The 22,524-nt window shown below is 74.7% G+C and carries 22 protein-coding genes; 10 read left to right on the top strand and 12 right to left on the bottom strand.

Features of this window, described 5'->3' with window-relative positions; genetic code table 11:
• Positions 1–25: 25 nt before the first annotated feature.
• Positions 26–1,447: a 3-isopropylmalate dehydratase large subunit gene (gene leuC / locus QSK03_RS25930; protein WP_285658151.1), complete on the top strand. Its 1,422-nt coding sequence runs from the start codon at positions 26–28 to the stop codon at positions 1,445–1,447.
• Positions 1,448–1,457: 10 nt separating this feature from the next.
• Entirely contained in the window at positions 1,458–2,045 is a 588-nt protein-coding gene (leuD, locus tag QSK03_RS25925; RefSeq protein ID WP_285658150.1) for a 3-isopropylmalate dehydratase small subunit, read from the top strand.
• 3 nt (positions 2,046–2,048) lie between these two features.
• Here the strand turns inward: leuD and QSK03_RS25920 are convergent, their stop codons facing one another.
• Entirely contained in the window at positions 2,049–2,762 is a 714-nt protein-coding gene (locus tag QSK03_RS25920) for an SDR family NAD(P)-dependent oxidoreductase (protein ID WP_285658149.1), read from the bottom strand.
• Positions 2,763–2,858: 96 nt separating this feature from the next.
• Between QSK03_RS25920 and QSK03_RS25915 the strand changes: the two genes are divergently transcribed.
• Together QSK03_RS25915 and QSK03_RS25910 are read left to right on the top strand one after the other, a co-directional pair.
• The gene (locus QSK03_RS25915; RefSeq protein ID WP_285658147.1) at positions 2,859–3,686 is read left to right on the top strand and encodes a LysR family transcriptional regulator; all 828 of its coding nucleotides are present in this window, start codon (positions 2,859–2,861) and stop codon (positions 3,684–3,686) included.
• A gap of 41 nt (positions 3,687–3,727) precedes the next feature.
• Positions 3,728–4,546: a siderophore-interacting protein gene (locus QSK03_RS25910; RefSeq protein ID WP_285658145.1), complete on the top strand. Its 819-nt coding sequence runs from the start codon at positions 3,728–3,730 to the stop codon at positions 4,544–4,546.
• Here the strand turns inward: QSK03_RS25910 and QSK03_RS25905 are convergent.
• The 7 genes from QSK03_RS25905 to cofC form a co-directional block, all read right to left on the bottom strand.
• Positions 4,538–6,202, bottom strand: coding sequence for a flavin monoamine oxidase family protein (locus QSK03_RS25905; protein WP_285658329.1), 1,665 nt, complete (start codon positions 6,200–6,202; stop codon positions 4,538–4,540). The two genes, QSK03_RS25910 and QSK03_RS25905, sit on opposite strands and share 9 nt — an antisense overlap.
• A gap of 14 nt (positions 6,203–6,216) precedes the next feature.
• Positions 6,217–6,948: a nitrilase-related carbon-nitrogen hydrolase gene (locus QSK03_RS25900; protein ID WP_285658142.1), complete on the bottom strand. Its 732-nt coding sequence runs from the start codon at positions 6,946–6,948 to the stop codon at positions 6,217–6,219.
• A 1-nt stretch (position 6,949) separates the two neighbouring features.
• Positions 6,950–7,936: an agmatinase gene (speB, locus tag QSK03_RS25895; RefSeq protein ID WP_285658140.1), complete on the bottom strand. Its 987-nt coding sequence runs from the start codon at positions 7,934–7,936 to the stop codon at positions 6,950–6,952.
• Between the two features lie 24 nt (positions 7,937–7,960).
• Positions 7,961–9,913 carry a radical copper oxidase GlxA gene (glxA, locus tag QSK03_RS25890; RefSeq protein WP_285658138.1) on the bottom strand — a complete coding sequence of 651 codons (1,953 nt, stop codon included), beginning with the start codon at positions 9,911–9,913 and terminating at the stop codon, positions 7,961–7,963.
• A 196-nt stretch (positions 9,914–10,109) separates the two neighbouring features.
• On the bottom strand, positions 10,110–11,018 hold the full coding sequence (locus QSK03_RS25885; RefSeq protein WP_352232045.1) for an NUDIX hydrolase: 909 nt from the start codon (positions 11,016–11,018) through the stop codon (positions 10,110–10,112).
• The gene (locus QSK03_RS25880; RefSeq protein WP_352232044.1) at positions 11,015–13,330 is read right to left on the bottom strand and encodes an RNA degradosome polyphosphate kinase; all 2,316 of its coding nucleotides are present in this window, start codon (positions 13,328–13,330) and stop codon (positions 11,015–11,017) included. The genes QSK03_RS25885 and QSK03_RS25880 overlap by 4 nt, the downstream gene beginning before the upstream one ends.
• 71 nt (positions 13,331–13,401) lie before the next feature.
• Positions 13,402–14,076: a 2-phospho-L-lactate guanylyltransferase gene (gene cofC / locus QSK03_RS25875; RefSeq protein ID WP_285658136.1), complete on the bottom strand. Its 675-nt coding sequence runs from the start codon at positions 14,074–14,076 to the stop codon at positions 13,402–13,404.
• Positions 14,077–14,201: 125 nt separating this feature from the next.
• On the opposite strand from cofC, the gene QSK03_RS25870 reads away from it, so the two are divergent.
• From QSK03_RS25870 to QSK03_RS25860, 3 genes are all read left to right on the top strand, one after another.
• On the top strand, positions 14,202–14,939 hold the full coding sequence (locus tag QSK03_RS25870; protein WP_285658135.1) for a lysophospholipid acyltransferase family protein: 738 nt from the start codon (positions 14,202–14,204) through the stop codon (positions 14,937–14,939).
• Between the two features lie 32 nt (positions 14,940–14,971).
• Complete coding sequence (locus QSK03_RS25865) at positions 14,972–15,970, top strand: NAD(P)H-dependent glycerol-3-phosphate dehydrogenase (RefSeq protein WP_285658321.1); 999 nt, start codon at positions 14,972–14,974, stop codon at positions 15,968–15,970.
• Between the two features lie 68 nt (positions 15,971–16,038).
• Positions 16,039–16,515 carry an ATP-binding protein gene (locus tag QSK03_RS25860; RefSeq protein WP_285658133.1) on the top strand — a complete coding sequence of 159 codons (477 nt, stop codon included), beginning with the start codon at positions 16,039–16,041 and terminating at the stop codon, positions 16,513–16,515.
• Between the two features lie 3 nt (positions 16,516–16,518).
• Here the strand turns inward: QSK03_RS25860 and QSK03_RS25855 are convergent, their stop codons facing one another.
• Positions 16,519–17,175 (bottom strand): pyridoxamine 5'-phosphate oxidase family protein, encoded by a 657-nt coding sequence (locus QSK03_RS25855; protein ID WP_285658131.1) that lies wholly within the window; start codon positions 17,173–17,175, stop codon positions 16,519–16,521.
• A gap of 60 nt (positions 17,176–17,235) precedes the next feature.
• On the opposite strand from QSK03_RS25855, the gene pdxR reads away from it, so the two are divergent.
• Positions 17,236–18,654 (top strand): MocR-like pyridoxine biosynthesis transcription factor PdxR, encoded by a 1,419-nt coding sequence (gene pdxR, locus QSK03_RS25850; RefSeq protein WP_285658129.1) that lies wholly within the window; start codon positions 17,236–17,238, stop codon positions 18,652–18,654.
• Positions 18,655–18,665: 11 nt separating this feature from the next.
• Positions 18,666–19,832 (top strand): D-alanine--D-alanine ligase family protein, encoded by a 1,167-nt coding sequence (locus tag QSK03_RS25845; protein ID WP_502872219.1) that lies wholly within the window; start codon positions 18,666–18,668, stop codon positions 19,830–19,832.
• Positions 19,833–19,834: 2 nt separating this feature from the next.
• Here the strand turns inward: QSK03_RS25845 and QSK03_RS25840 are convergent, their stop codons facing one another.
• On the bottom strand, positions 19,835–20,392 hold the full coding sequence (locus QSK03_RS25840) for a DUF3515 domain-containing protein (RefSeq protein WP_285658127.1): 558 nt from the start codon (positions 20,390–20,392) through the stop codon (positions 19,835–19,837).
• Between the two features lie 3 nt (positions 20,393–20,395).
• Positions 20,396–20,632 (bottom strand): Lrp/AsnC ligand binding domain-containing protein, encoded by a 237-nt coding sequence (locus QSK03_RS25835; protein ID WP_285658125.1) that lies wholly within the window; start codon positions 20,630–20,632, stop codon positions 20,396–20,398.
• A gap of 77 nt (positions 20,633–20,709) precedes the next feature.
• Between QSK03_RS25835 and QSK03_RS25830 the strand changes: the two genes are divergently transcribed.
• A complete protein-coding gene (locus tag QSK03_RS25830) occupies positions 20,710–21,768 on the top strand; it encodes a thiamine-phosphate kinase (RefSeq protein WP_285658123.1) in 1,059 nt (352 codons plus the stop codon).
• Positions 21,769–21,823: 55 nt separating this feature from the next.
• Here the strand turns inward: QSK03_RS25830 and QSK03_RS25825 are convergent, their stop codons facing one another.
• On the bottom strand, positions 21,824–22,084 hold the full coding sequence (locus QSK03_RS25825; protein WP_285658120.1) for a hypothetical protein: 261 nt from the start codon (positions 22,082–22,084) through the stop codon (positions 21,824–21,826).
• Positions 22,085–22,524 lie beyond the last annotated feature (440 nt).

Raw genomic sequence — 22,524 nt, 5'->3', positions numbered from 1 at the left:
GGATGTGAGAAAGAGGGCAGGCGGCGTGGGACGCACACTGGCAGAGAAGGTCTGGGACCAGCACGTGGTCCGGCACGGCGAGGGCCAGGAGCCCGACCTCCTCTACATCGACCTCCACCTCGTGCACGAGGTGACGAGCCCGCAGGCGTTCGACGGCCTGCGCCTGGCCGGCCGTCCCGTGCGGCGCACCGACCTCACCGTCGCCACCGAGGACCACAACGTCCCGACCAAGGACCTCCACCTGCCCATCGCCGACGAGACGTCGGCGACCCAGGTGTCGACGCTGCGGCGCAACTGCGAGGAGTTCGGCGTCCGCCTGTTCCCCATGGGCACCGAGAACCAGGGGATCGTCCACATGATCGGCCCGGAGCAGGGGCTCACCCAGCCGGGCACGACGGTGGTCTGCGGTGACTCGCACACCTCCACCCACGGGGCGTTCGGCGCGCTCGCGTTCGGCATCGGCACGTCCGAGGTCGAGCACGTGATGGCCACCCAGACGCTGCCGTTGCGGCCGTTCAAGACGATGGCCATCGAGATCTCCGGCTCGCTGCGCCCCGGCGTGACCAGCAAGGACGTCATCCTCGCGGTGATCGCCCAGATCGGCACCGGCGGCGGCGCGGGCTACGTGCTCGAGTACCGCGGCGAGGCCGTGCGCGAGATGTCGATGGAAGCCCGCATGACCATGTGCAACATGTCGATCGAGGCCGGCGGCCGGGCGGGCATGGTCGCGCCCGACGAGACGACGTTCGAGTACCTGCGGGGCCGCCCGCACGCCCCGCAGGGCGAGATGTGGGACGCCGCCGTCGCGGCGTGGCGCGAGCTGCGCACCGACGACGACGCCGAGTTCGATGTCGTCGTGCACGTCGACGCCGACGCGCTGACCCCGTTCGTCACGTGGGGCACCAACCCCGGCCAGGGCCTGCCGCTCGGCGAGACCGTGCCGGACCCCGCGACGATGGACGACGACGACGCGGCCGCCACCCGCAAGGCGCTCCACTACATGGCCCTCGAGCCCGGCACCAAGCTGCGCGACATCGCCGTCGACGTCGTCTTCCTCGGGTCCTGCACGAACGCGCGGATCGAGGACCTGCGCGCCGCCGCCGACGTCCTGCGCGGCCACCACGTCGCCGACGACGTGCAGATGCTCGTCGTCCCCGGCTCCATGCACGTCAAGGCGCAGGCCGAGGCCGAGGGTCTCGACGCCGTGTTCACCGAGGCCGGCGCCGAGTGGCGTTCGGCGGGCTGCTCGATGTGCCTCGGCATGAACCCCGACCAGCTCGCCCCCGGCCAGCGGTGCGCGTCGACGTCGAACCGCAACTTCGAGGGCCGCCAGGGCAAGGGCGGGCGCACGCACCTCGTCTCACCGCTCGTCGCGGCGGCGACCGCCGTGCGCGGCACGCTCTCCTCGCCCGAGGACCTCACGCCCACCACGCTGCAGTTCGCCTGAGGAAGAAGCCATGGACGCCTTCACCACCCACACCGGCATCGGCACGCCGCTGCGCGTGTCGAACGTCGACACCGACCAGATCATCCCGGCCGTCTACCTCAAGCGCGTGACGCGCACGGGCTTCGAGGACGGCCTGTTCGCCTCCTGGCGGTCCGATCCGCAGTTCGTCCTCAACGTCGAGCCGTTCTCGCGTGGCAGCGTGCTCGTCGCCGGCTCCGACTTCGGCACCGGCTCCTCGCGCGAGCACGCGGTCTGGGCGCTGATGGACTACGGCTTCCGGGTCGTGATCTCCTCGCGCTTCGGGGAGATCTTCAAGGGCAACTCGTCGAAGGCCGGGCTGCTCGCCGCCACCGTCGAGCAGTCGGACGTCGAGCTGCTGTGGAAGAAGATCGAGGAGCGGCCGGGTCTCGAGCTGACGGTCGACCTCGAGGCGAAGACGGTGACCGCCGACGACCTCGTCGTGCGGTTCACCGTCGACGACTACACCCGCTGGCGGCTCATGGAGGGCCTCGACGACATCGGCCTGACGATGCGCCACGCCGACGACATCGACGCCTACGAGGCGACGCGGCCGGCGCACAAGCCCGTGACGATCTGAGGTCTACCAGGGGATCGACCCGGCGTCCTCGAAGTAGCCGCCGGTCGGGCCGTCGTCGGGGATCTGCGCGAGCCTGATCGCGATGGCCGCGCCCTGCTCCGGGGTGCGCACGCCGTGGAACCCGTTGAGGTCGGTGGCGACGTACCCGGGGCAGGCCAGGTTGATCTTGATGTTGGTGTCCGCCAGCTCCCGGACGTACTGGACGGTCACGGCGTTGAGGTAGGTCTTCGTGGGGGAGTAGCCGGCGGCGACCGGACCGGCGCCGGTCCCCGCGCTCTGGCGGGCCAGCGACCCGACGCTCGACGACATGGTGACGATCCGCGGGTGCGCCGAGCGGCGCAGCAGCGGCAGCATCGCGTTGGTGACGCGGACGACGCCGTAGACGTTGACCTCGACGGCCTTGCGCATCGTGTCGATGCTGATCCGCGTCGGCTCCTGCGGCGCGCCGCCGGTGATGCCGGCGTTGTTGACCAGCACGTCGAGCCGGTCCAGCGAGGCCGCCGCCGCGGCGACGCTCGCGTCGTCGGTGACGTCGAGCGGTACGCCGAACGCGTCCGCGCCGCCCGCGCGCAGCTTCGCCACGGCCTCCTCGCGGCGGGTGTCGTCGCGTGCGCCCACGCCGACCCGCCAGCCCAGCGCCCCGAGGCCCGCCGCGATCTCGAAGCCGATGCCCTTGTTCGCCCCGGTGACCAGGGCGGTGGTCTTCTCCTCGCTCATGGCATCGATCATCTGCGCGTCCGCGGAGCACCGTCCAAGACCGTCTCGGTGCTCGCCGATACCGCAGGGGTATCACTGAAGCGGTATCAAGGACGGGTGGAGACGCGGGAGCTGAGGTACTTCGTCGCGGTGGCCGAGGAGCGGCACTTCGGGCGCGCCGCCGAGCGCCTCGGCATCGCCCAACCGCCGCTCTCGCGGGCGATCCAGCAGCTCGAGCGCCGCGTCGGGGCCCGGCTGCTCGACCGCACCACACGCGAGGTGGCGCTCACCGAGGCCGGGTCGGTCCTGCTCGCCGAGGGCCGGGCCGCGCTCGACGCGGTCGACGCCGCCGAGCGCCGTGCCCGCCGCGCCCACGACGGCGCCGGGCTCGTCCTCGTCTCCAAGGCCGGCGCGTCGGAAGAGCTGCTGGCGAAGCTGCTCGACGCCTACGCGGCCGAGCCGGGGGCGGTCGAGATCGACGTGCAGCTGTGCGGACCCGCGCAGCAGGAGCGGTTCCTGCGCGACGGGCGCGCCGACGTCGCGCTGCTGCACCGTCCCTTCGACGCGACGGCGGGATTCGACGCCGAGGACCTCGCCACCGAGGGCCAGTCGCTGTTCCTCCCGGCCGGACACCCGCTCTCCGCCCGCACCGAGCTGCGGATGGCCGACCTCGCCGACCTGCCGCTGCCGCGCTGGCCGCTGCCCGACGGCGGCTACCCCGATGGGCCGGGTCCCCAGGTCCGCGACAGCGCGCAGCTGCGCCAGCTCGTCTCCCTCGGGCGCGCCGTCGCCGTGCTGCCCGACTCCGCCCGCCACGGGCTGGCCGACGACGTCGTCGCGGTGCGGCTGGCCGACGCGCCGATGGTCACCACCGTCATCGCGTGGCCGGCGCACAGCCGGTCGCGGGCCCTGGCCGACCTGGTCCGCGTCGCGGCCCGGCTCTGACTTCTTAGGGTCTCCTAAGTCGGAGGGGTAGGGTCGCCGTCATGGCTGCTCCCGACACCCAGGCCCCTGCCCGCCGATCCAAGGGCGGCCCCGGCCACCGGTTGCGTGTGCTGCGCTCCGAGCGCCTGACCCCGCACCTGGTGCGTGTCGTCCTCGGCGGCCCCGGCCTCGACGGCATCGTCGACAACGGCTTCACCGACAAGTACGTCAAGTTCGCCTTCCCGCGCCCCGGGGTGGCGTACCCGACGCCGTTCGACGTCGCCGCCATCCGTGAGTCGATGCCGCGCGAGGACTGGCCGATCGTGCGCACGTACACCGTCCGGTCGCTCGACCACGCCGCGGGCGAGATGGCGATCGACTTCGTCGTCCACGGCGACACCGGGATCGCGGGCCCGTGGGCGCTCGCCGCGGCACCGGGCGACGAGATCACGTTGATGGGCCCCGGTGGTGCCTACCGGCCCTCCCCCGAGGCCGACGCCCACGTCCTCGTCGGCGACGAGGCGGCGCTGCCCGCGATCGCGGCCGCCCTCGAGCGCCTGGCGCCGGGCGTCCCCGTCCATGCGTGGGTGCAGGTCGACGGGCCCGACGACGAGCTCGCCCTGCCGACCGCCGCCGACCTCTCGCTGCGCTGGCTCCACCGCGACGCGGGCGAGGACCTCGTCGACGCGGTGAAGGCCGCCGACTGGCCGGCCGGCGTCGTGCACGCTTTCGTCCACGGCGAGACCGGCGACGTGAAGGCCCTGCGCGGCCACCTGCTCGACGACCGCGGTCTGGACCGCGAGTGGCTCTCGATCTCGGGGTACTGGCGCCGGGGTGCCGACGAGGACACGTTCCAGGCGGAGAAGCGAACCTCAGGGTAGCCGGATCGGCGCGAGCTCCCCGAAGCGGTCGCCCGGACCGGGGTTGGTGGGCGCGCAGGTGCCGCCGAGGTGGCGCACCACGCCCCACACGGCGTTGATCGCGGTCTGCACCGCGCCCTCGGCCCAGCCCGGGGTGAACGAGATGTCGTCGCCGGCGAGGAAGACGCCGCGGTGCTCCGCCGGGAAGGCGTCCTGCACGAAGTGGGTGAACAGCCGGCGCTGGTAGCGGTAGTGGCCGGGCAGGTTGCCCCGGAAGGCGCCCATGAAGTGCGGCTCGTTCTCCCACGAGATCGTGACGGGCTCGCCGCGGATGTGGGCGGCGAGGTCGAGGTCGGGATAGATCTTGCTCATCGAGTGCAGCATCAGGCGGACCCGCTCGTCGGTGGGCAGCGCCAGCCACTTCAGCGCGTCGTCGTTCCAGGTGTAGCTCAGGCACACGACGGCGGGCGTGTGCGCCGCCGCCGGGTCGTCGAGCCCGCGTCCGCCGTCGAGGAGGTACGTGCCGCGGGTGAGGCGGTCGGTGAGCGTGGTCGACATGACGTGCCGTCCGGTGACCGGGTCGCGGTCGCGCCAGAACGGGCGATCGACCAGCACGAACGTCTTCGAGCTCTGCATGTAGTGCGAGCGCTCGAGGGCCATCCAGAGGTCGTGGGAGAACAGCGACTCGTCGGTGTCGATGCCCGCCGACAGCAGCCACGACTGCACGGTCGACACGACGGCGGGGTAGGCGCGCTCGGTGCCCCAGCGGTCGAGCACGCCGAGGCGGCCGTCGTCGAGGCGCCGCAGCGCGCGCACCGCCGGGCGCGGCGCCCCGTCGTGCAGCGACTCCAGCGACGTGCCGACCGGGTGCCCGGTGAGCGTCTCCGGGGTGTGGCGCCACAGCGCCAGCGGCACCTGCTGGGCGCCGCCGAGGATGCGGACGTGCTGGTCGTCGGCGTCGGTGGCGACCACCCGCAGGATCTCGAGCATCGAGTTCGGGAAGTCGGTGTCCCAGCCGCCGGTGCCGAAGCCGACCTGGCCGAACAGTTCGCGGTGGGAGAAGTCGCCGAACGCCGGCGAGCGGGCGACGAACCCGTAGAAGCTCTCCTCGTCCAGGCGGGGCACGAGACGGTTCCAGATCTGCTTGATCTGCCGGGTCGCCCGCGCCGCGACCGCGACGCGCAGCGCCGGCAGGTCGGCGCCCTCGGCGAGCGCGGTGGCCCAGTGGTGCGAGACCTCGGCGAACACGGGCGGCAGGTCCTCGGGCCGCTCCGCGTAGACGGCGCGCCCGCCCAGCTCGATCACGGTGCTCGGGGTCTGCGGAGCGAGCGGGTTCGGGAACGGGGCGGTGGCGACGTCGAGCAGGTCCAGGTAGTGCCCGAACGCCCGCCCGGAGGCGGGGAAGCGCATGCCGCCGAGGTCGGCGACGGCCCCGGTCGACCGGTCGACCTGCGGGAACGTCGCGGTGCGCAGCCGACCGCCGATCTCGCCGGCCTCGTGGAGCACCGGGCGCAGACCGAGGCGCATCAGCTCGTAGGCGGTGACCAGCCCGGCCATGCCCGCCCCGATGACCGCGACCTCGGTGCCCTGGGCGTGCGGGGGCAGCTCGCCGAGCCCGGCCGGCGCGGCGAGGTGCTCGGCGTAGGGGAACGGGAAGTCGGGGACGAGCATCGCCATCCCCGGCGACCCGCTCACCGGTAGGTCTCCGGGCGGCGGTCGGCGAGGTAGTCCGCGCCCGCGCGGGCCCGGTCGAGGTCGTCGCGGGTGACGTCGGCGACGAGGACGGCGTCCGCCACGGCCCCGGCCCGCGCCCGGGCGCGGCCGTCCGGTCCGGCGATCACCGAACCACCGCAGAACCCCGGCCCGACGTGGTCGGCGTACGCGAGGCCGACCCGGTTCTCCATCGCCCGGGCGGGCACGAGGACGCGGGACACCGCCGGATCGTCGAGCGCGGTCGGGACGAGGACGACCTCGGCGCCGGCGAGCGCGAGGCCGCGGACGACCTCCGGGAACTCGACGTCGTAGCAGACCGCGACCCCGCACCGCAGCCCGCCGATCGCCACGACGAACCGGTCGCCGTCGCCGGGGACGAACGCGGCGCGCTCGGCCGGGCCGTAGAGGTGGGTCTTGCGGTAGCGGCCGGACACGGTGCCGTCCCCGGCGAGGACCACCGCCGTGATCGCTGGCGGATCACCCTCCGGCTCCGCGGCGACCAGCGCCACGCCCTGCCGGGCGGCGAGGTCCTGCAGCCGGGGGAGCAGGGTCTCGTCGGGACCGGGGAAGGCCGCCGGGTCGTAGCCGCCGACGAAGAGCTCCGGGACGACGAGCACGTCGGCGCCCCGGTCCGCGGCGGTGGTGGCGGCGGCGGCGATCCGGACCAGGTCCCGGTCCGGCCCGCGCGCCTGCAGCGCGGCGATCCGCATGTCAGGCGCGTCGGCCGGAGAGCGCGAGCACCCCGAGCAGGTCGTACACGACGTGCGCGGCGGCGATCCCGGTGATCTCGGCGTGGTCGTAGGCCGGCGCCACCTCGACGACGTCGACGCCGACGACGTCGATCCCGGGCTCGCCGGGTGCCGCCGGCGCGAGGCCCCGCAGGGTGTGCAGCAGCTCGCGGCTGGTGAGGCCGCCGGCTTCCGGGGTGCCGGTGCCGGGCGCGGCGGCGGGGTCGAGGACGTCGATGTCCACCGAGACGTAGACCGGACCCGCGCCGGGACCGCCGAGCCGGTGGCGGACCCGGTCGACGATGCGCGCCACCCCGTCGCTCTCGTAGTCGTCGGCGGGGACCACGGCGAAGCCGAGGCGCGTGTCGTCGTCGAGGTCCCCGGCGCCGTAGAGCGGGCCGCGGATGCCGACGTGCACGCTGCGCTCCCGGTCGATGAGCCCTTCCTCGCTCGCCCGGCGGAACGGCGTGCCGTGGGTGTACGCGGCGCCCATGTACGTGTCCCACGTGTCGAGGTGCGCGTCGAAGTGCAGCACCGCGACCGGGCCGTGCAGCGCGTGCAGCGCCCGCAGCGCGGGCAGGGCGAGCGTGTGGTCGCCGCCGAGCCCCACGAGCGTGGCGCCGTCCTGCGCCAGCGAGCGCATCCCGAGCTCGCAGGACCGCAGGGCCTCGGGGATGTCGAACGGGTTCAGCCCGAGGTCACCGGCGTCGGCCACCTGCATCGCGGCGAACGGCGAGGTCGCGAGCGCGGGGTGGTACGGGCGCAGCAGCTTCGACGACGCGCGGATGTGCGCGGGCCCGAACCGCGCGCCGGGCCGGTAGCTCGTGCCGGCGTCGAACGGCAGGCCGACCACGGCGACGTCGGCCCGCGAGACCTCACCCAGGCGCGGCAGGCGGGCGAACGTCGGCGGGCCGGCGAAGCGGGGAACGGCCGTGGCGTCGACGGGACCGCGGGGGATCGGGGAGTCCACGGCCCCATCGTGCCCGCAGGGCATCTAGTCCGGGAGCGCGCGCCGGCCGGGGCCGACGTTCGTCATCTTCGCGACCGACGGCACGCCGCGGTCGTCGACGAGGAAGATCATGTAGGGCCCGGGCGGGGTGAGCGCCGGGTTGTCCGGCACGGTCACGCCCACCCCGCCGGCGCGGGGGGAGACGTCGAGGGCCACCGACCGCATGTCGGTGGTCGTGACGTGGGTCGCCGTGGAGGCCTTGATCAGCCGCGCGCTGCGGATGTGGCTCGGGTCCGGCGTCGGGATCGTCGCCGTCTGCCCGCGCACGAGCGTGGGCGGCGCGTCGGTGATCGTGGGCCGGCCGCCCCGGTAGAGGTAGGGCGGGCTGTAGATCTCGATGCGCTGCTCGAAGGTGCCGGGCACGAGGTTCTGCTCGTCGTCGAACAGCGGGTCGGACCCCGCGGTGAGCACGCGGCCGTCGGGCAGCAGCAGCGCCTCGGTGTGGTAGTCGCGGCCGACGGCGGGGTCGGCCGCCGCGGTGAGCTGCCCGGTATCGGGGTGCAGCAGCTGGGCGATGTGGTTGTTGGTGCCGCCCTTGCCGCGGTAGTCCCGCGAGCCCCCGGAGATGAGCATCGTGTCGTCGGGCAGGTTCACGAGGTTGGGGTAGCGCACGCCCTCGGGCAGGGACGGGCCCGGGGTGAAGTGCGGCGCCGGGTCCTTGAGGTCGAGGTAGTCGATGCGCCCGGTGGAGCGGGGGCTCTCGCCGACGCCGCCGCCACCGACGACGGCCATGCGCTGGTCGTTCACCGGCCCGATGAAGGCGGACCCGGCGGTCTCGAGCAGGTCCGGGTCGCGCATCCCGGGGATGGGCGCGAAGGCGCCGTTGTCCATGTCCCAGAACCCCGGCTCGCGACCGCGCTCGGCGGGCCCGTAGCCCGCGTTCGCCCCGGTGTAGACCATCCGCCCGGGCTTGTCGGTCTCGAAGATCGCCGGATAGGTCGGGAAGTAGTGGGTGAGCTCCTTTCGCTCGGTGAAGGCGTTCGTCGCCGGGTTGAAGATCTCGGTCTGCCCGTTGAGCACCTCGCCGGTGCCGTCGAGCCCGGCGGTCGTCAGGACGTTCCCGTCCGACATCGGCGTCAGCGTCGCGTACCAACGGTGGAACGCCATGTCCGAGACCCGCGACCACGACTCGCTGACCGGGTCGAACGTGTACGCCTGGTTCGTGCCCTGGTAGTCCTGCTTGCGCAGGGTCATCTGCTGGCCCTGGCCGTAGACGTTGCGCGCGACGTCCGGCGGCAGGCCCTCCACCTGGTACTGCGCCGGGTTCGGGTTCACCGCCGCCGGGCCGGGGTCGACGGCCTCGACGAAGACGGGCTTCTCCGAGGCGGTCACCTGGGTCCGGCGTCCCTGGCCGACCTTCTGGGCGGGCGGGAGCACCGTCTCGGCGTCGGCGCGGTAGCGGACGCCGGTGGGGGAGACGAAGACGGTGCCGGCGGGCAGCGTCATCGGGAGGTTCGGGTTCTCGTTCTTGACCGTCATCGTCCCGGCGGCGTTGGTGACCGCGCCGTCGAGCTTCTCGTAGCGCTGGGTGCCGCCGGCGACGAGCAGCCGCCCGTCGGGCAGCGTCGTCTGGCCGCCGCAGAACATGTCGTCCGGGACCGGGATCATCTTCGACTCACCGGTGGCGGGGTCGTAGAGCAGGCTCTTGAGCGCCCGCGTCGCGAACATGTCCTCCTTGTTGCCCGACCCCGCGATGAGCAGGACCTTGCCGGTGGACAGCAGCGCCGCGTGGATCGCGTTGACGCGGTTCGCGTCGGGGACGTTGATCGTGTCCCAGTGCCCGAACTGCTTCATGTAGTCCGGGCTGTTGATCAGCTGCTCGTGCCGCCACTCGCTGATGTAGGACCACGCCGGGGGCACGTTGACGCCCAGCAGCACGACGGCGGCCACCACGACGAGGGCGATCTGGCGGACGCGTCGGGTGTTCGACGGACGCACCGGGGGGAGCTCCTGGCGTTCGGCGGCAGTGGGAACTGTGCGGGGAGACGGTTCGGGGGCTGGGGAGGCCTCGACGCTAACCCAGTCCGGTGGCGTGTCCGCGCCCGCCCCGATCCGTGCCGGGACGTCCCCTTTCGGGTGATCCACCGTGAGACGTGGGTCTCGCGTGGTCACCCGTCGTGGTGGCCGAGGACGGCTAGGCCGTCGGGTCGCGGTGGTAGTCCGCGGCGGCGAGCACGCCGCCCGCTGCGAACGAGAGCACCCAGAAGCTGCCCTTGCGGCTCGGCGGCTCGTCGAGCTCGCGGTTGGCCAGCGGTGCCGAGCCCGCGGCCCGCGACCGGGTGGCCAGCGCCCGCACGACGCGCGGGATCCCGTCGCCCTGCGCGCACACCGCCGTGGTCCCCGAGCCCGCGACGAGCGCGTCGACCGCGGCCAGGGCCGCGCCCGGGTCGTCCCAGACCGCCTCGTCGCCGAGCTCGGCGAGCGGTGCGACCGGGATGCCGGTGGCCTCGGCGTACGGCTCGAGGGTCTGGCGGCAGCGCACGTTGGGGACCGCCCGCAGCGCGGTCACGCCGTAGCGCCCGAGCATGGGCACGAGGGCCCGGGCCTGCTCGCGGCCCTCCTCGTCGAGCGGCCGGTCGGCGTCCGGGCCCGACCACTCCGACCGCCGGCCCGCGACGGCGTGCCGGACGAGCAGCATGCTGCGCAGGGCGGCCGGGCGGGCGGTGAAGTCGTCGAGCACCGTGCGGTCCGAGGCGTAGGTCAAGAGCGCGGCCGCCTCGCCGGGAGTCAGCCACCGCAGCTCGTCGGTCTCGTCGCCGGGGGTGAACCGGCCCTCGCCGGCGCGCGCCGCCCAGTAGTCGACGGACTTGTCCTCGTCGGCGACCGTGTACTCGACGGTGCGCAGGTGCCGCCCGAGCACGGCCGCGAACCCCGTCTCCTCGGCCAGCTCGCGGACCGCGGTGTCGGCGAGCGTCTCGCCGGGGTCGACCTTCCCCTTGGGCAGGCTCCAGTCCGCGTGGTGCGGCCGGTGGACGACGGCCACCTCGACCGTGCCGCCGTCGGCGGGCCGCCAGAGCACCGCTCCGGCCGCGAGGATCGTCACTGCGCGGCCTGGTGGCGGCGCAGCAGCTGCACCTGGTGGTCGGAGACGGCCATGCCCTCGTGGTCGTGGCCCGCGGCCACCGGCCACGGGTCCCAGGAGCCGTCGGGCTCGAGGATCCAGCAGCGGGTGGGCGGCGCGGTCGCCGAGTCGAGCACGTCGTCGAGCTGGGCGGTCAGGCGCGGGTCGGTCACGGGGACGAGAGCCTCCACACGGCGGTCCAGGTTCCGGTGCATCATGTCCGCGCTGCCGATCCAGTGTTCATCGGCCCCCACGAAGTGGAAGATCCGCGAGTGCTCGAGGAAGCGCCCGAGGATCGAGCGCACCCGGATGTTCTCGGAGAGCCCGGGCACCCCCGCGCGCAGCGAGCACAGCCCGCGCACCACCAGGTCGACCGGGACGCCGGCCGCCGAGGCCCGGTAGAGGGCGTCGATGACCTGCTCGTCCACCAGCCCGTTGACCTTGATCCGGATGCCCGCCGTCTCGCCGCGCTCGGCACGCTCGCGCTCGCCGTCGATGCGGTCGACGATCCCGCGGCGCAGGCCGTACGGGGCGACGAGCAGCTTGCGGTAGGAGCTGCGTCGCGCGTACCCGGTGAGCACGTTGAACAGGTCGGTGAGGTCGGCGGCGATCGTCTCGTCGGCGGTGAACAGCCCGATGTCCTCGTAGAGCCGGGCCGTCTTCGGGTTGTAGTTGCCGGTGCCGAGGTGGCAGTACCGCTTGATCGTCGGGCCCTCCTGGCGCACGACGAGCACGGCCTTGCAGTGCGTCTTGAGCCCGACCAGCCCGTAGACGACGTGCACGCCCGCGCGCTCCAGGGCGCGGGCCCAGCCGATGTTGGCGCGCTCGTCGAAGCGCGCCTTGATCTCCACCACGGCCACGACCTGCTTGCCCGCCTCGGCCGCGTCGATCAGTGACTCGACGATCGGCGAGTCACCGGAGGTCCGGTAGAGCGTCTGCTTGATCGCGAGGACCTTCGGGTCGGACGCGGCCTGCTCGATGAAGCGGTGCACGCTCGTCGAGAACGAGTCGTAGGGGTGGTGCACGAGCACGTCGCCCTCGCGCAGCGTCGCGAACACGCTCCTCGGCGTCTCGCCCTCGCTGAACGCCGGGTGGGTGGCCGGCACGAACACCGGGTCCTTGAGCTCGGGGCGGTTGAGGCTCAGGAGCTCCATGAGCGCCGAGAGGTCGAGCAGGCCCGGGACCTGCACGACGTCGTGCGGGTCGACGTCGAGCTCGCGCAGCAGCAGCTCGAGCATGTGCTCGCTCATCGAGTCGGTGATCTCGAGGCGCACCGGCGGGCCGAAGCGCCGCCGGGCCAGCTCGCGCTCGAGGGCCTGCAGGAGGTCCTCGTCGCGGTCCTCCTCGACCTCGAGGTCGGCGTTGCGGGTCACCCGGAACACGTGGTGCTCGACGACGCGCATGCCCTCGAAGAGCTGGTCGAGGTTCTCGGCGATGAGGTCCTCGATGGGCAGGAACCAGGCTTCCCTGTCGGTCTCACCGAGGCCGGTCTCGCCGAGGCCCGTCTCGTCCGGGTCGCCGACCCGCACGAGCCGCGGCACGTTGTTCGGCACCTTGACGCGGGCGAAGTGCTCGGTGCCGGTCTCCGGGTCGTGCACGGCGACCGCGAGGTTGAGCGACTGGTTGGAGATGTAGGGGAACGGGTGGGCCGGGTCGACGGCCAGGGGCGTGAGCACCGGGAACACCTGGCGGGCGAACCAGTCGGTCAGCCGCGGCCGGGCCGACTCGGTGACCTGCGACCAGTCGATGATGTGGATGCCAGCGTCCTCGAGGGCCGGGGCGACGTCGTCGAGGAACACCCGCGCGTGCTTGCCCGAGAGCTCCTGGGTGCGCGCGGCGATGCGGGAGAGCTGCTCGCGCGGGGTCAGCCCGTCGGCGCCGCGCACCGCGAGCCCGGCCTCGTCGCGGCGCTTCAGGCCGGCCACGCGGACCATGTAGAACTCGTCGAGGTTCGACGCGAAGATCGACAGGAACTTCGCCCGTTCGAGCAGCGGCTGGCTGGTGTCCTCGGCCAGCGCCAGCACCCGCGCGTTGAACTCCAGCCACGAGAGCTCGCGGCTGTCGTAGCGGTTCGGGGGCAGGTCCGCCGCGTCCGCGGGACCCGCCGTCGGGGCCGCCGGCGCGCTCGGGGTGCGGCGCGCGGCGCGGCCGTTCTCGTCCGCGGGCGCGGGCGGCGGGGGCCCGGGGCGGTCCTCGTCGTCCGGCTCGACGTCGAGGGCCGCGTGGACGCCGGTGTCGTCGCCGGCCCCGGGGCTGGAGGTCCCTGTCGACGCTGCTGACACCGAGTGGCTCACGACATCCGATGGTGCCCGAGAGACCAGGGCGCCGCGAGGGACGCGCGACCGGGACCACGCCCTCGGGACCGTCAGCGGCGCGCCATCACGGGCGTGAGCCAGGCCGACGTCTCCGGCCCGGCACCGAGCCCGCGGGCGCGGGCCAGGTCGGCGACGGTGTCGACATCGCCGCGCAGACCCGGCCAGTCGCCGTCGAGCGCGACCGCGCCGGAGGCGGCGTGGGCGCCCGCCGAGCCGGGCCCGAACCGCGGGCGCAGGGCGCGGCCCGCGGCGGCGACCAGCAGGGTCGTCCCGGTACCCGCGTGGTCGGCGACGAACACGCGCTCCGCGCCGTCGGCGAACAACGCCGCCGCCCGGGCCAGCGCGTCGTCGAGCTCGGCGGGCCGCAGGGCGGGCAGGTCGGCCTGCAGGGCGGCGGTGGGCCCGTGGGCGGACGGTCGCAGGTGCCGGGCGCCGAGGCGGACCGCGGCGTTGAGCCCGCCGCCCGTGTCGCGCACGACCTCGTGCGGCTCGCCCGCCCCGGCGAGCGTGACCGCCGGTTCGGCGGTGACGACGACGAGCCGCCCCGTGCCGGCGGCGGCGCGGGCGGCCCGCAGCGTGTCGCGGGCCAGGGCGAGCGCCAGCGCGCGGTGGGCGTGCTCGCGGTCGGCGTCGTCGCCGGGGAGGTCCGCGACGGCCGGGGCGAGCCGCGACTTCGCGCGTCGCAGCTCCTTGACCGGCACCACGACGTCCACCGGATCGTGCACGCGTCCAGTCTGCCCCCTCGGCGGTGTGGACGTGACCGAGCGCGGGTGGACCGTCGGCGCGGCGACGGGAGAGACTGCGCGCGTCGGGCCGGAACCCTCCGTGTCCGAACGCATCCTTCGCGGAGGTGGGCGAGCCGGTGGCACGGGCGCGCGAGAGAGGCGGGCCCGCGGTGGCCCTGGCCGCCGTGGTCTTCTACCCGCTGACCTGGTTGCTGGCGAAGCGCCGCATGGAGGGGCTGGAGAACATCCCCGCGAGCGGGCCCGCGATGCTGGTGTGCAACCACGTCTCGTACCTCGACCCGGTCTACACCGCGGTCTTCGTGCACCGCGCCCGCCGCGTCCCGCGGTTCCTCGCCAAGGCGTCGCTCTGGGACGTCCCGCTCTTCGGCCGCGTGCTGACCGGGAGCCGCCAGATCCCGGTCAGCCGGGGTTCGGCCGACGCGGGGACGAGCCTCGAGGCGGCGCGGACGTCGTTCGCCGACGACGGCGTCGTCGTGATCTACCCCGAGGGCACGATCACCCGGGACGAGGCCGGGTGGCCGATGGCGGCGCGCTCGGGGGCGGCCCGGCTGGCGCTGGACTCCGACGTCCCGGTCATCCCGGTCGTGCACTGGGGCACGCTCTCGGTCTACGACCACTACAAGAAGCGCTTCCGCCCGTCCCGGCGGACGACGATCACGGTGAAGGCCGGCCCGCCGATCCCCATGGACGACCTGCGGGCGCGCGTCGCGGAGAGAGGACCGAGACCCCTGCTGCGGGAGACGACGGACCGGATGATGACGGCGGTGCGCGAGCTGCTCTCGGAGGTGCGGGGCGAACCGGCTCCCGAACCGACGCGGGGCGCGCGGAGCCAGGACCGGTGAGCATCGCCGACGTCCCCGACGGTGTCCGCCCGCTGCGACGGTTCGCGGTGCTCGGCGCCGGGTCGTGGGGCACGACGTTCGCCAAGGTCCTCGCCGACGCCGGGACGCCGGTGACGCTCTGGGCCCGCCGCACCGAGGTCGCCGAGGCCGTCGGCAAGGAGCACCGCAACCACGAGTACCTGCCCGACGTGGCGCTGCCGCCCGAGCTGGCCGCGACCGCCGACGCCGACGAGGCGCTCGAAGGCGCGGAGGCCGTCGTCCTGGCCCTGCCCGCGCAGCGCCTGCGGGAGAACCTCGAGCGCTGGACCCCGCACCTGCCCGCCGGGGTGATGCTGGTCAGCCTCGCCAAGGGCGTCGAGCGGGGCTCGCTGCTGCGGATGAGCGAGGTGATCCGCGAGGTGACCGGCGCGTCGGCCGACGACGTGGCGGTGGTGACGGGCCCGAACCTCGCCGGGGAGATCGCGAACGAACAGCCGACCGCCACCGTCGTCGCGTGCTCCGACCACGACCGCGCCGTCGCGGTCCAGCACGCCTGCTCGACCGGCTACTTCAAGCCCTACACCAACCCCGACGTCGTCGGCTGCGAGCTCGGCGGGGCGTGCAAGAACGTCATCGCCCTGGCCTGCGGCACCGCGTCGGGCCTCGGCTACGGCGACAACACGACCGCGTCGCTGATCACCCGCGGGCTGGCCGAGATCTCCCGCCTGGCCGTGGCGCTGGGCGCGGAGCCGCTGACCCTCGCCGGGCTGGCGGGGATGGGCGACCTGGTCGCGACCTGCTCCTCGCCGCTGTCGCGCAACCGGCGCTTCGGCGAGTCCCTGGGCCGCGGCCTGTCCATGGCCGAGGCCGAGGAGGCCAACCACGGCCAGGTGGCCGAGGGCGTGAAGTCGTGCGACGCGATCGGTGAGCTCGCCCGTCGCCACGAGGTCGACACCCCGATCGTCGACGCGGTGCGCCGGGTGTGCGCCGGCGAGGTGTCGGCCAAGGAGGTCGGCGACGAGCTGATCAACCGGGAACTGAAGGTCGAGTGAACGTGTCGTGAGCCATCCCCACCGGGGTGCCACGTTTGTGCCGGGAGGGCCGGGGAACACTGGCCGCGATGGACGTGCTGCAGCGGATGGGGCCGAGGACGGCACCGCGGACGGCGGTGGCGCCGCTCGAGCTCTGCGCGCTCGCCACCACCGAGAACGCCGCCACGCTGCGCCGCCGCTTCCGGCACTGGGTCGGCGGGCTCACCGACACCGACACCGCTGACGACCTCGCGCTCGCGGTGTACGAGGCGCTGGCCAACGTCGTCGACCACGCCTACGTCGAGCGCACCGACCCCGGGCTGATGACCCTGTGGTCGGCCGTGTCCTGCCCGCTGCTCACCGGCCGGGACCTCGTCGTCACCGTGCTCGACGAGGGCTCCTGGCGCACCAGCGACGGCCCCGGCTGGCGGGGGCGCGGCCTGCCGCTGATGCGGGAGCTCATGCACGCCATGGCGGTGCTGCCCGGCGCCACCGGCACCACGGTGCAGCTGCGGCGCCGGATCGCGCCCGCCCCCGTGCGGGACCGCGCGGCCGCCCTGGTCTGAGCACTAGGCCGTCCGCGGCACGTGCGCGGGGACCGGCGTGTCGGCCGGCAGCGCCGGGCACGTCGTGACGCCGGCGACCCGGGTCTCCAGCGCCACCACGCCGGCCCAGCGGTGGTCGCCGGCCGCGACGGCGTCGCCGTCGCCCGGTCCCCCGGTGCGCGCCTTGACGCTGGCCTCGGTGAGGTCGAGCGCGATCACCGCGGTCGCGGCCAGCTCCTTGCGGGTGGGCGGCTCGGCGTAGTCCTCCTGGCCCGGGGCGATCTGAGCGACGAACGCCCGCAGCGCGGCGAGGTGCTCGTCGGGGTCGGTGACCCGCCGGGCCTGCCCGCGGACGACGGCGCTGCGGTAGTTCGCGGAGTGGGTGAACCAGCGGCGCGCGTACACGAGCCCGTCGACGAGGGTGACCGTGACGCAGACGGGCTCGCCGCCCCGCAGGCTCGCCGCGCCCGACGACCCGTGCAGGTAGAGCGTCTCGCCGATCCGCGCGTGCAGCGTCGGCAGCACGGCGGGCTCACCGTCGACGACGAGGCCGAGGTGGGCGACGAGGGCCTCGTCGAGCACGGCGTGCAGCTCGGCGCGGTCGTCGCGCTGCCGGTCGCGGTGGCGGCGGACCCGGGAGCGGTCGGTGGGGGAGAGCGGCGGTGCGGTCACGCGCTCCATCGTGGGGCTCGAAGTGGCATCATCGAACGGCCACTTCCGTGCGATCTCGGGAGGCCACTCGTGCGCGGACCCACCCCCGAGGCGGCGATCCTCCTCGATCGCGACGCGTCGGCCCCGCTCGCGGTGCAGGTGGTCGACGGCCTGCGGGCGGCGATGGCCGGCGGCTCGCTGCGGGTCGGCGACCGCGTGCCCTCGACCCGCGCCCTGGCCACCGAGCTCGGCGTGAGCCGGACGGTCACCGCCGCCGCGTACGACCAGCTCGTCGCCGAGGGCTGGCTCGGCTCCCGCCGCGGCGCCGGCACCTACGTGCTGGCGACGGCCCATGTGAGCGGAATTCCCGGCTATAGCCGGGAATTCCGCTCACATACCCCGGAGCTCGTCGACCTCCGGCCCGGGGCGCCGTGCCTGGCGGTGCTCGACCGGCGGGCGTGGCGGCGGGCCTGGCGCCACGCCGGCGACGTCGAGCCCGCCACCCGCCCCGAGCACGCCGGGGTGCCCGCGTACCGGGAGGCCGTCGCCCGCGTGCTCCTGCACCACCGCGGCCTCGCCGCCGGTCCCGACGACGTGCTCGCCACGGCCGGCACCACCGACGGGCTCGCCGAGCTGGTCGCCGTGCTGCGCGCCCAGCACGGGCGCCCTCCCCGGGTGGCCGTCGAGGACCCCGGCTACGGGCGGGCCACCGCCCTGCTGCACGACGCGGGCGCCACGGTGCTGGGCGTCGGGGTCGACGACGCGGGCCTGCGGGTCGACGCGATCCCGCCGGGCGTCGACGCCGTCTACCTCACGCCCGCGCACCAGTACCCGCTCGGCGCCCGCCTGCCGGTGGCCCGGCGGTCGGCGCTGGTGGCGCGGGCGCGCGACGAGGGCGTGCTGCTGGTGGAGGACGACTACGACGGCGAGCTGCGCTACGACGTCGCGCCGCTGCCGCTGCTCGCCGGGCTGGCACCGGACGTCACCGTCCACCTCGGCACCACCAGCAAGATCCTCTCGCCGGTGCTCGGCGCGGGCTGGATGGTGGCGCCGCCGGCGGTGCGGTCCGCGGTGCTCGAGCGCCGCCGGGCCACGGGCGTGCGTCCCGGGCCGGCCGGACAGCACGTCGTCGCCGCCCTGCAGGCCGACGGCGCGCTGGCCCGCCACCTCGCCCGGCTGCGCCGCGAGCTCGCCGCCCGCCGGGCGCGTGTCGTCGACACCGTCACCGCGGCGGGTCACGCCGTGCGTGGCGACCGGGCCGGCGCGCACCTCGCGGTCGACCTGCCCGACCGCGCCACCGAGCGCGCCGTCGTGGACGCCGGGGCGCGCGCCGGCCTGCAGCTGACCGGGCTCGCGGAGTACCACCTCGACCCCGACGCCCCGGGGTCGTGGTGCGGCGTGCTGGTCGGCTGGGCGGGGCCGGGCGCCGCGACGTTCGACGCCGCCCTGGCCCGGCTCGGCGCGGTGCTCGCCGAGACCGTCACCGGGCCCCGGCCGGGTGCCGCGTAGGCTCCGCCGGCATGACGGGCCCGGGAGACGGAGCGCAGCGGAGCTCGACCCCGGACGTGGAGGGAGACCGCCCCCGCGTCGTGGTGCTCTTCGGCGGGCGCAGCAGCGAGCACAGGATCTCGTGCCTGTCCGCCGGCAGCGTCCTCGCGCACCTCGACCCGGCCCGCTACGACGTGCTGCCGGTCGGCATCACCCCCGCGGGCGCCTGGGTGCTCGGCCCCACCGACCCCGCGGTGCTGCGCCTGCACGGCCGGGAGCTGCCCGAGGTCACCGACGGACGGCCGGTCGCGCTGCCCGCCGACCCCACCCGCCGCGAGCTGATCGCTCTGGACGACGGCTCGTCACTGGGTCGCGTCGACGTCGTCGTGCCCGTCCTGCACGGACCGGGCGGCGAGGACGGCACCGTACAGGGCCTGCTCGAGATGGCCGGCGTGCCCTACGTGGGCGCCGGCGTGTGCGCGAGCGCCGCGTCGATGGACAAGGACGTCACCAAGCGCCTGCTGCGCGACGCGGGCCTCGCCGTCGGCGACGTCGTCGTGCTCCACCGCGACCGCGGCGAGCTGACCGCCGACGAGCAGGCCCGGCTGGGGCTGCCGGTGTTCGTCAAGCCCGCGCGCGCCGGGTCGTCGGTCGGCATCACCCGCGTCGCCGACTGGGCCGATCTCCCCGCCGCCGTCGCGACCGCCCGCGCCGAAGACCCGAAGGTGCTCGTCGAGGCCGCGATCGTCGGCCGCGAGATCGAGTGCGGCGTGCTCGAGCGGCCCGACGGCCGCGTCGAGGCCAGCGTGCCGGCCGAGATCCGCGTGGTGGGCGGCGAGGCCGGCTGGTACGACTTCGACACCAAGTACCTCGACGACGCCTGCGAGCTCGACGTGCCCGCGAAGCTCGACGACGACGTCGCGGAGGCCGTGCGCGCCGCCGCGGTCGCCGTGTTCCGCGCGATGGACGTCGAGGGCCTCGCGCGCGTCGACTTCTTCCTCACCGCGGACGGGCGGGAGACGGAGCGCAGCGGAGCTCGACCCGGGTGGAAGCTGCTGGTCAACGAGCTCAACACCATGCCGGGGTTCACCGCGACGTCGCTCTACCCGCGCATGTGGGCCACGGCGGGCGTCGACTACCCGGCGCTGCTGACGACCCTCGTCGAGACGGCCCTCGCGCGCGGGGTCGGCCCGCGCTGAGCTCAGCGACTGACCAGCGCGATCTTCACGCCGCGCGAGATGTCCTGGACCGGCCCGGTGCCGACGCCGTCGGGCACCGTGAGGCCCACGTAGACCGCGCGGTCGGTGGTCACCCAGGTCGTCGCGCCCGGCACGCCGTCCTCGGCCGCGACCCAGTCGACACCGTCGACCACGAGCACCGACGCGCCCGGCGCCAGCTCGTCGGGCCGGGGCAGGCCGCACCGCATGACGACCGGCGCGGTGCCGTTCTCCCCGCCCCACGCGACGGTGCCCGGCGGCACCGGGTCGGCGATGATCCGGCGCGCGAGCATGCCGCGTTCGGTGACCATCTCGCCGGGCAGGCCGGAGAGCAGCCGGGAGCAGTCCGCGCTCGCGGCCGCCGGGGTCGCGACGGGGGCGACGGGGATACGGACGGTGTCCGCGTCGGGGATCGGCTCGCGCACCAGCACGGCCGACGCGACCAGGACGCCGACAACCACGAGGACGGGCACCGTCAGGGCGATCGCGACGAGCACGCGGGGGAGCCGGCGCACCAGCGCGGGCCCGCGCGAGCCGATCACGGGTCAGTCGGCGGACACGACGGGGCAGGTGAGCGTCCGGGTGATGCCCGGCACCTTCTGCACAGCGCCGACCACATCACGCCCGAGAGAGTCCACGTCGGCGGCCTCGACGCTGACGATGACGTCGTAGGGTCCGGTGACGTCCTGGGCCCGGGTGACCCCGTCGATCCCGGCCACGTCCGAGGCGACCGCAGCGGCACGACCCACCTCGGTCTGGATCAGGATGTAGGCCTGGACCACGGACGTGCCTCCTGGGGAACGGACCGGCGGGGGACATCGGCAAGGGTGGCAGGGAAGGTACCGCAGGGAGACGAGGGGTGAGCCGGACGGCGAACGGGCGCGGGGGAGACGGGCGATCCGAGGGGTCTGTCCGGCGTAGTTTTGGCGCGCCCAACGGGGGAGGACGCCACCGGGGTACACCCGGCGACGCCGCCACCGCCGCGGAGCTCGGCGAGTTCGGACTGATCGACCGGATCACCGCCGACCGCTTCCAGCCCGAGCCCACGCTGCTGGGGCCCGGCGACGACGCGGCCGTCGTGGCCGCACCCGACGGACGGGTCGTCGCGACCGTGGACACCCTGGTCGAGGGCGTGCACTTCCGCCTGGACTGGTCGGCGCCCGAGCAGGTGGGGCGCAAGGCCGTCGCGGCGAACCTCGCGGACGTCGCCGCGATGGGCGCGGTGCCCACGGCGCTGCTGCTCTCGCTCGCCTGCCCCGGCACCACGAGCACCGAGGTGCTCGACGGCCTCGCCTCCGGGGTGTGGGACGCCGCCGCCGACGCGGGCATCGGCGTGGTCGGCGGGGACACCGTGTCGTCCGACACGATCGTGGTCTCGATCACGGCGCTCGGCAGCCTGGAGGGCCGCGAGGCCGTGACGCGCTCGGGCGCGCGGCCCGGCGACGTCGTCGCGGTCACCGGCGTGCTCGGCTGGTCGGCGGCCGGCATGGCCGTGCTGCGCCGGGGCTTCCGCTCGCCGGTCGCCATGGTCGCCGCGCACCGCACGCCCCGCCCGCCGTGGCGCGAGGGGCCGGTGGCCGCCCGCGCCGGCGCGACGTCGATGATCGACACCTCGGACGGCCTGCTCGCGGACCTCGGTCACGTCGCCGCCGCCTCGGGCGTGCACGTGGACCTGTCCTCGCGGCTGCTGCCCGTGGCCGACAAGCTGCGCGACGTCGCGTCGGCCCTCGGCGGCGACCCCCTGAACTGGGCCCTCACCGGCGGCGAGGACCACGCCCTGGTCGCGACGTTCCCGAGCGAGGACGTCGTGCCCGCCGGGTGGACCGTGTGCGGCGAGATCCGCGCCGGCGGCGGCGTCACCGTCGACGCCGACCGCTGGGGTGGCGCCGGCGACCCCGGCTACCTGCACTGGCGCTGACCCTCATGTGCCGGCCCACGTGAGCAGTTGGCGCCCTCATAGGGGCGCCAACTGCTCACGCACACCGGGGGCAGCTGGTCGAGGGGTCGGTCCACCCGATCATCCGCAGCACGGCCTCGACCTCGCGGGCGGTGCGGCAGGGCAACTTCGTGACCTCGGTCCAGCCGTAGGGGATCGGGGTCGACGAGCTCAGGGCGGCCGCGACGGTCCGCCGCCGGTCGACGAGGGCCGTGAGCTTGTCGGAGTGGGACTCCCAGCCGTCGAGGCGCACGATCACCCGGCCTGCGGGCAGGTCGTAGACGACGTCCTCCTGCATAGTGGCTCAGGAGGACCCCGCTCCGGCAGGCGAGGATCGCCGCCGTCTGCAGGGCCTCGGGCGAGAGCGGCCCGTTGTGCAGCGCGTACACGCCGCGGTGCACCGGCTGCCACCGGCCGGCCCACACCTGTGCCTCGACGCCGCGCTTGGTGAAGCCACGGCGGTAGAGCTGTTCGATCGTCACGACGTCGTGCTGCTCACGACGGAGCGTCTGCCATGCGTCCAGGTCGAGGTCGTCCATGCCTGGTTCGACGCAGCCGGCCCCTCCACGGATCCGTGTCCCTGGGCTCGTGAGCAGTTGGCGCCCTCATGAGGGCTGTCCTGTCTCGGGTGATCTGTCAAGGCCGAGTCTCGGTGGTTGTGTCGCGGGTTCGGATCTTGGTGGTCAGGCCGCGGGGGTGAGGCGGCCTTGGTAGCGCTTGGTGGGGTCAAGGTGTTGG

Origin of the sequence: Actinomycetospora sp. NBRC 106375, from assembly GCF_030269665.1 — a bacterium.
In the GTDB taxonomy this organism is placed as follows: domain Bacteria; phylum Actinomycetota; class Actinomycetes; order Mycobacteriales; family Pseudonocardiaceae; genus Actinomycetospora.
Note: the sequence above shows the minus strand (reverse complement) of the source record. Positions and strands in the feature narration are given on the sequence as shown.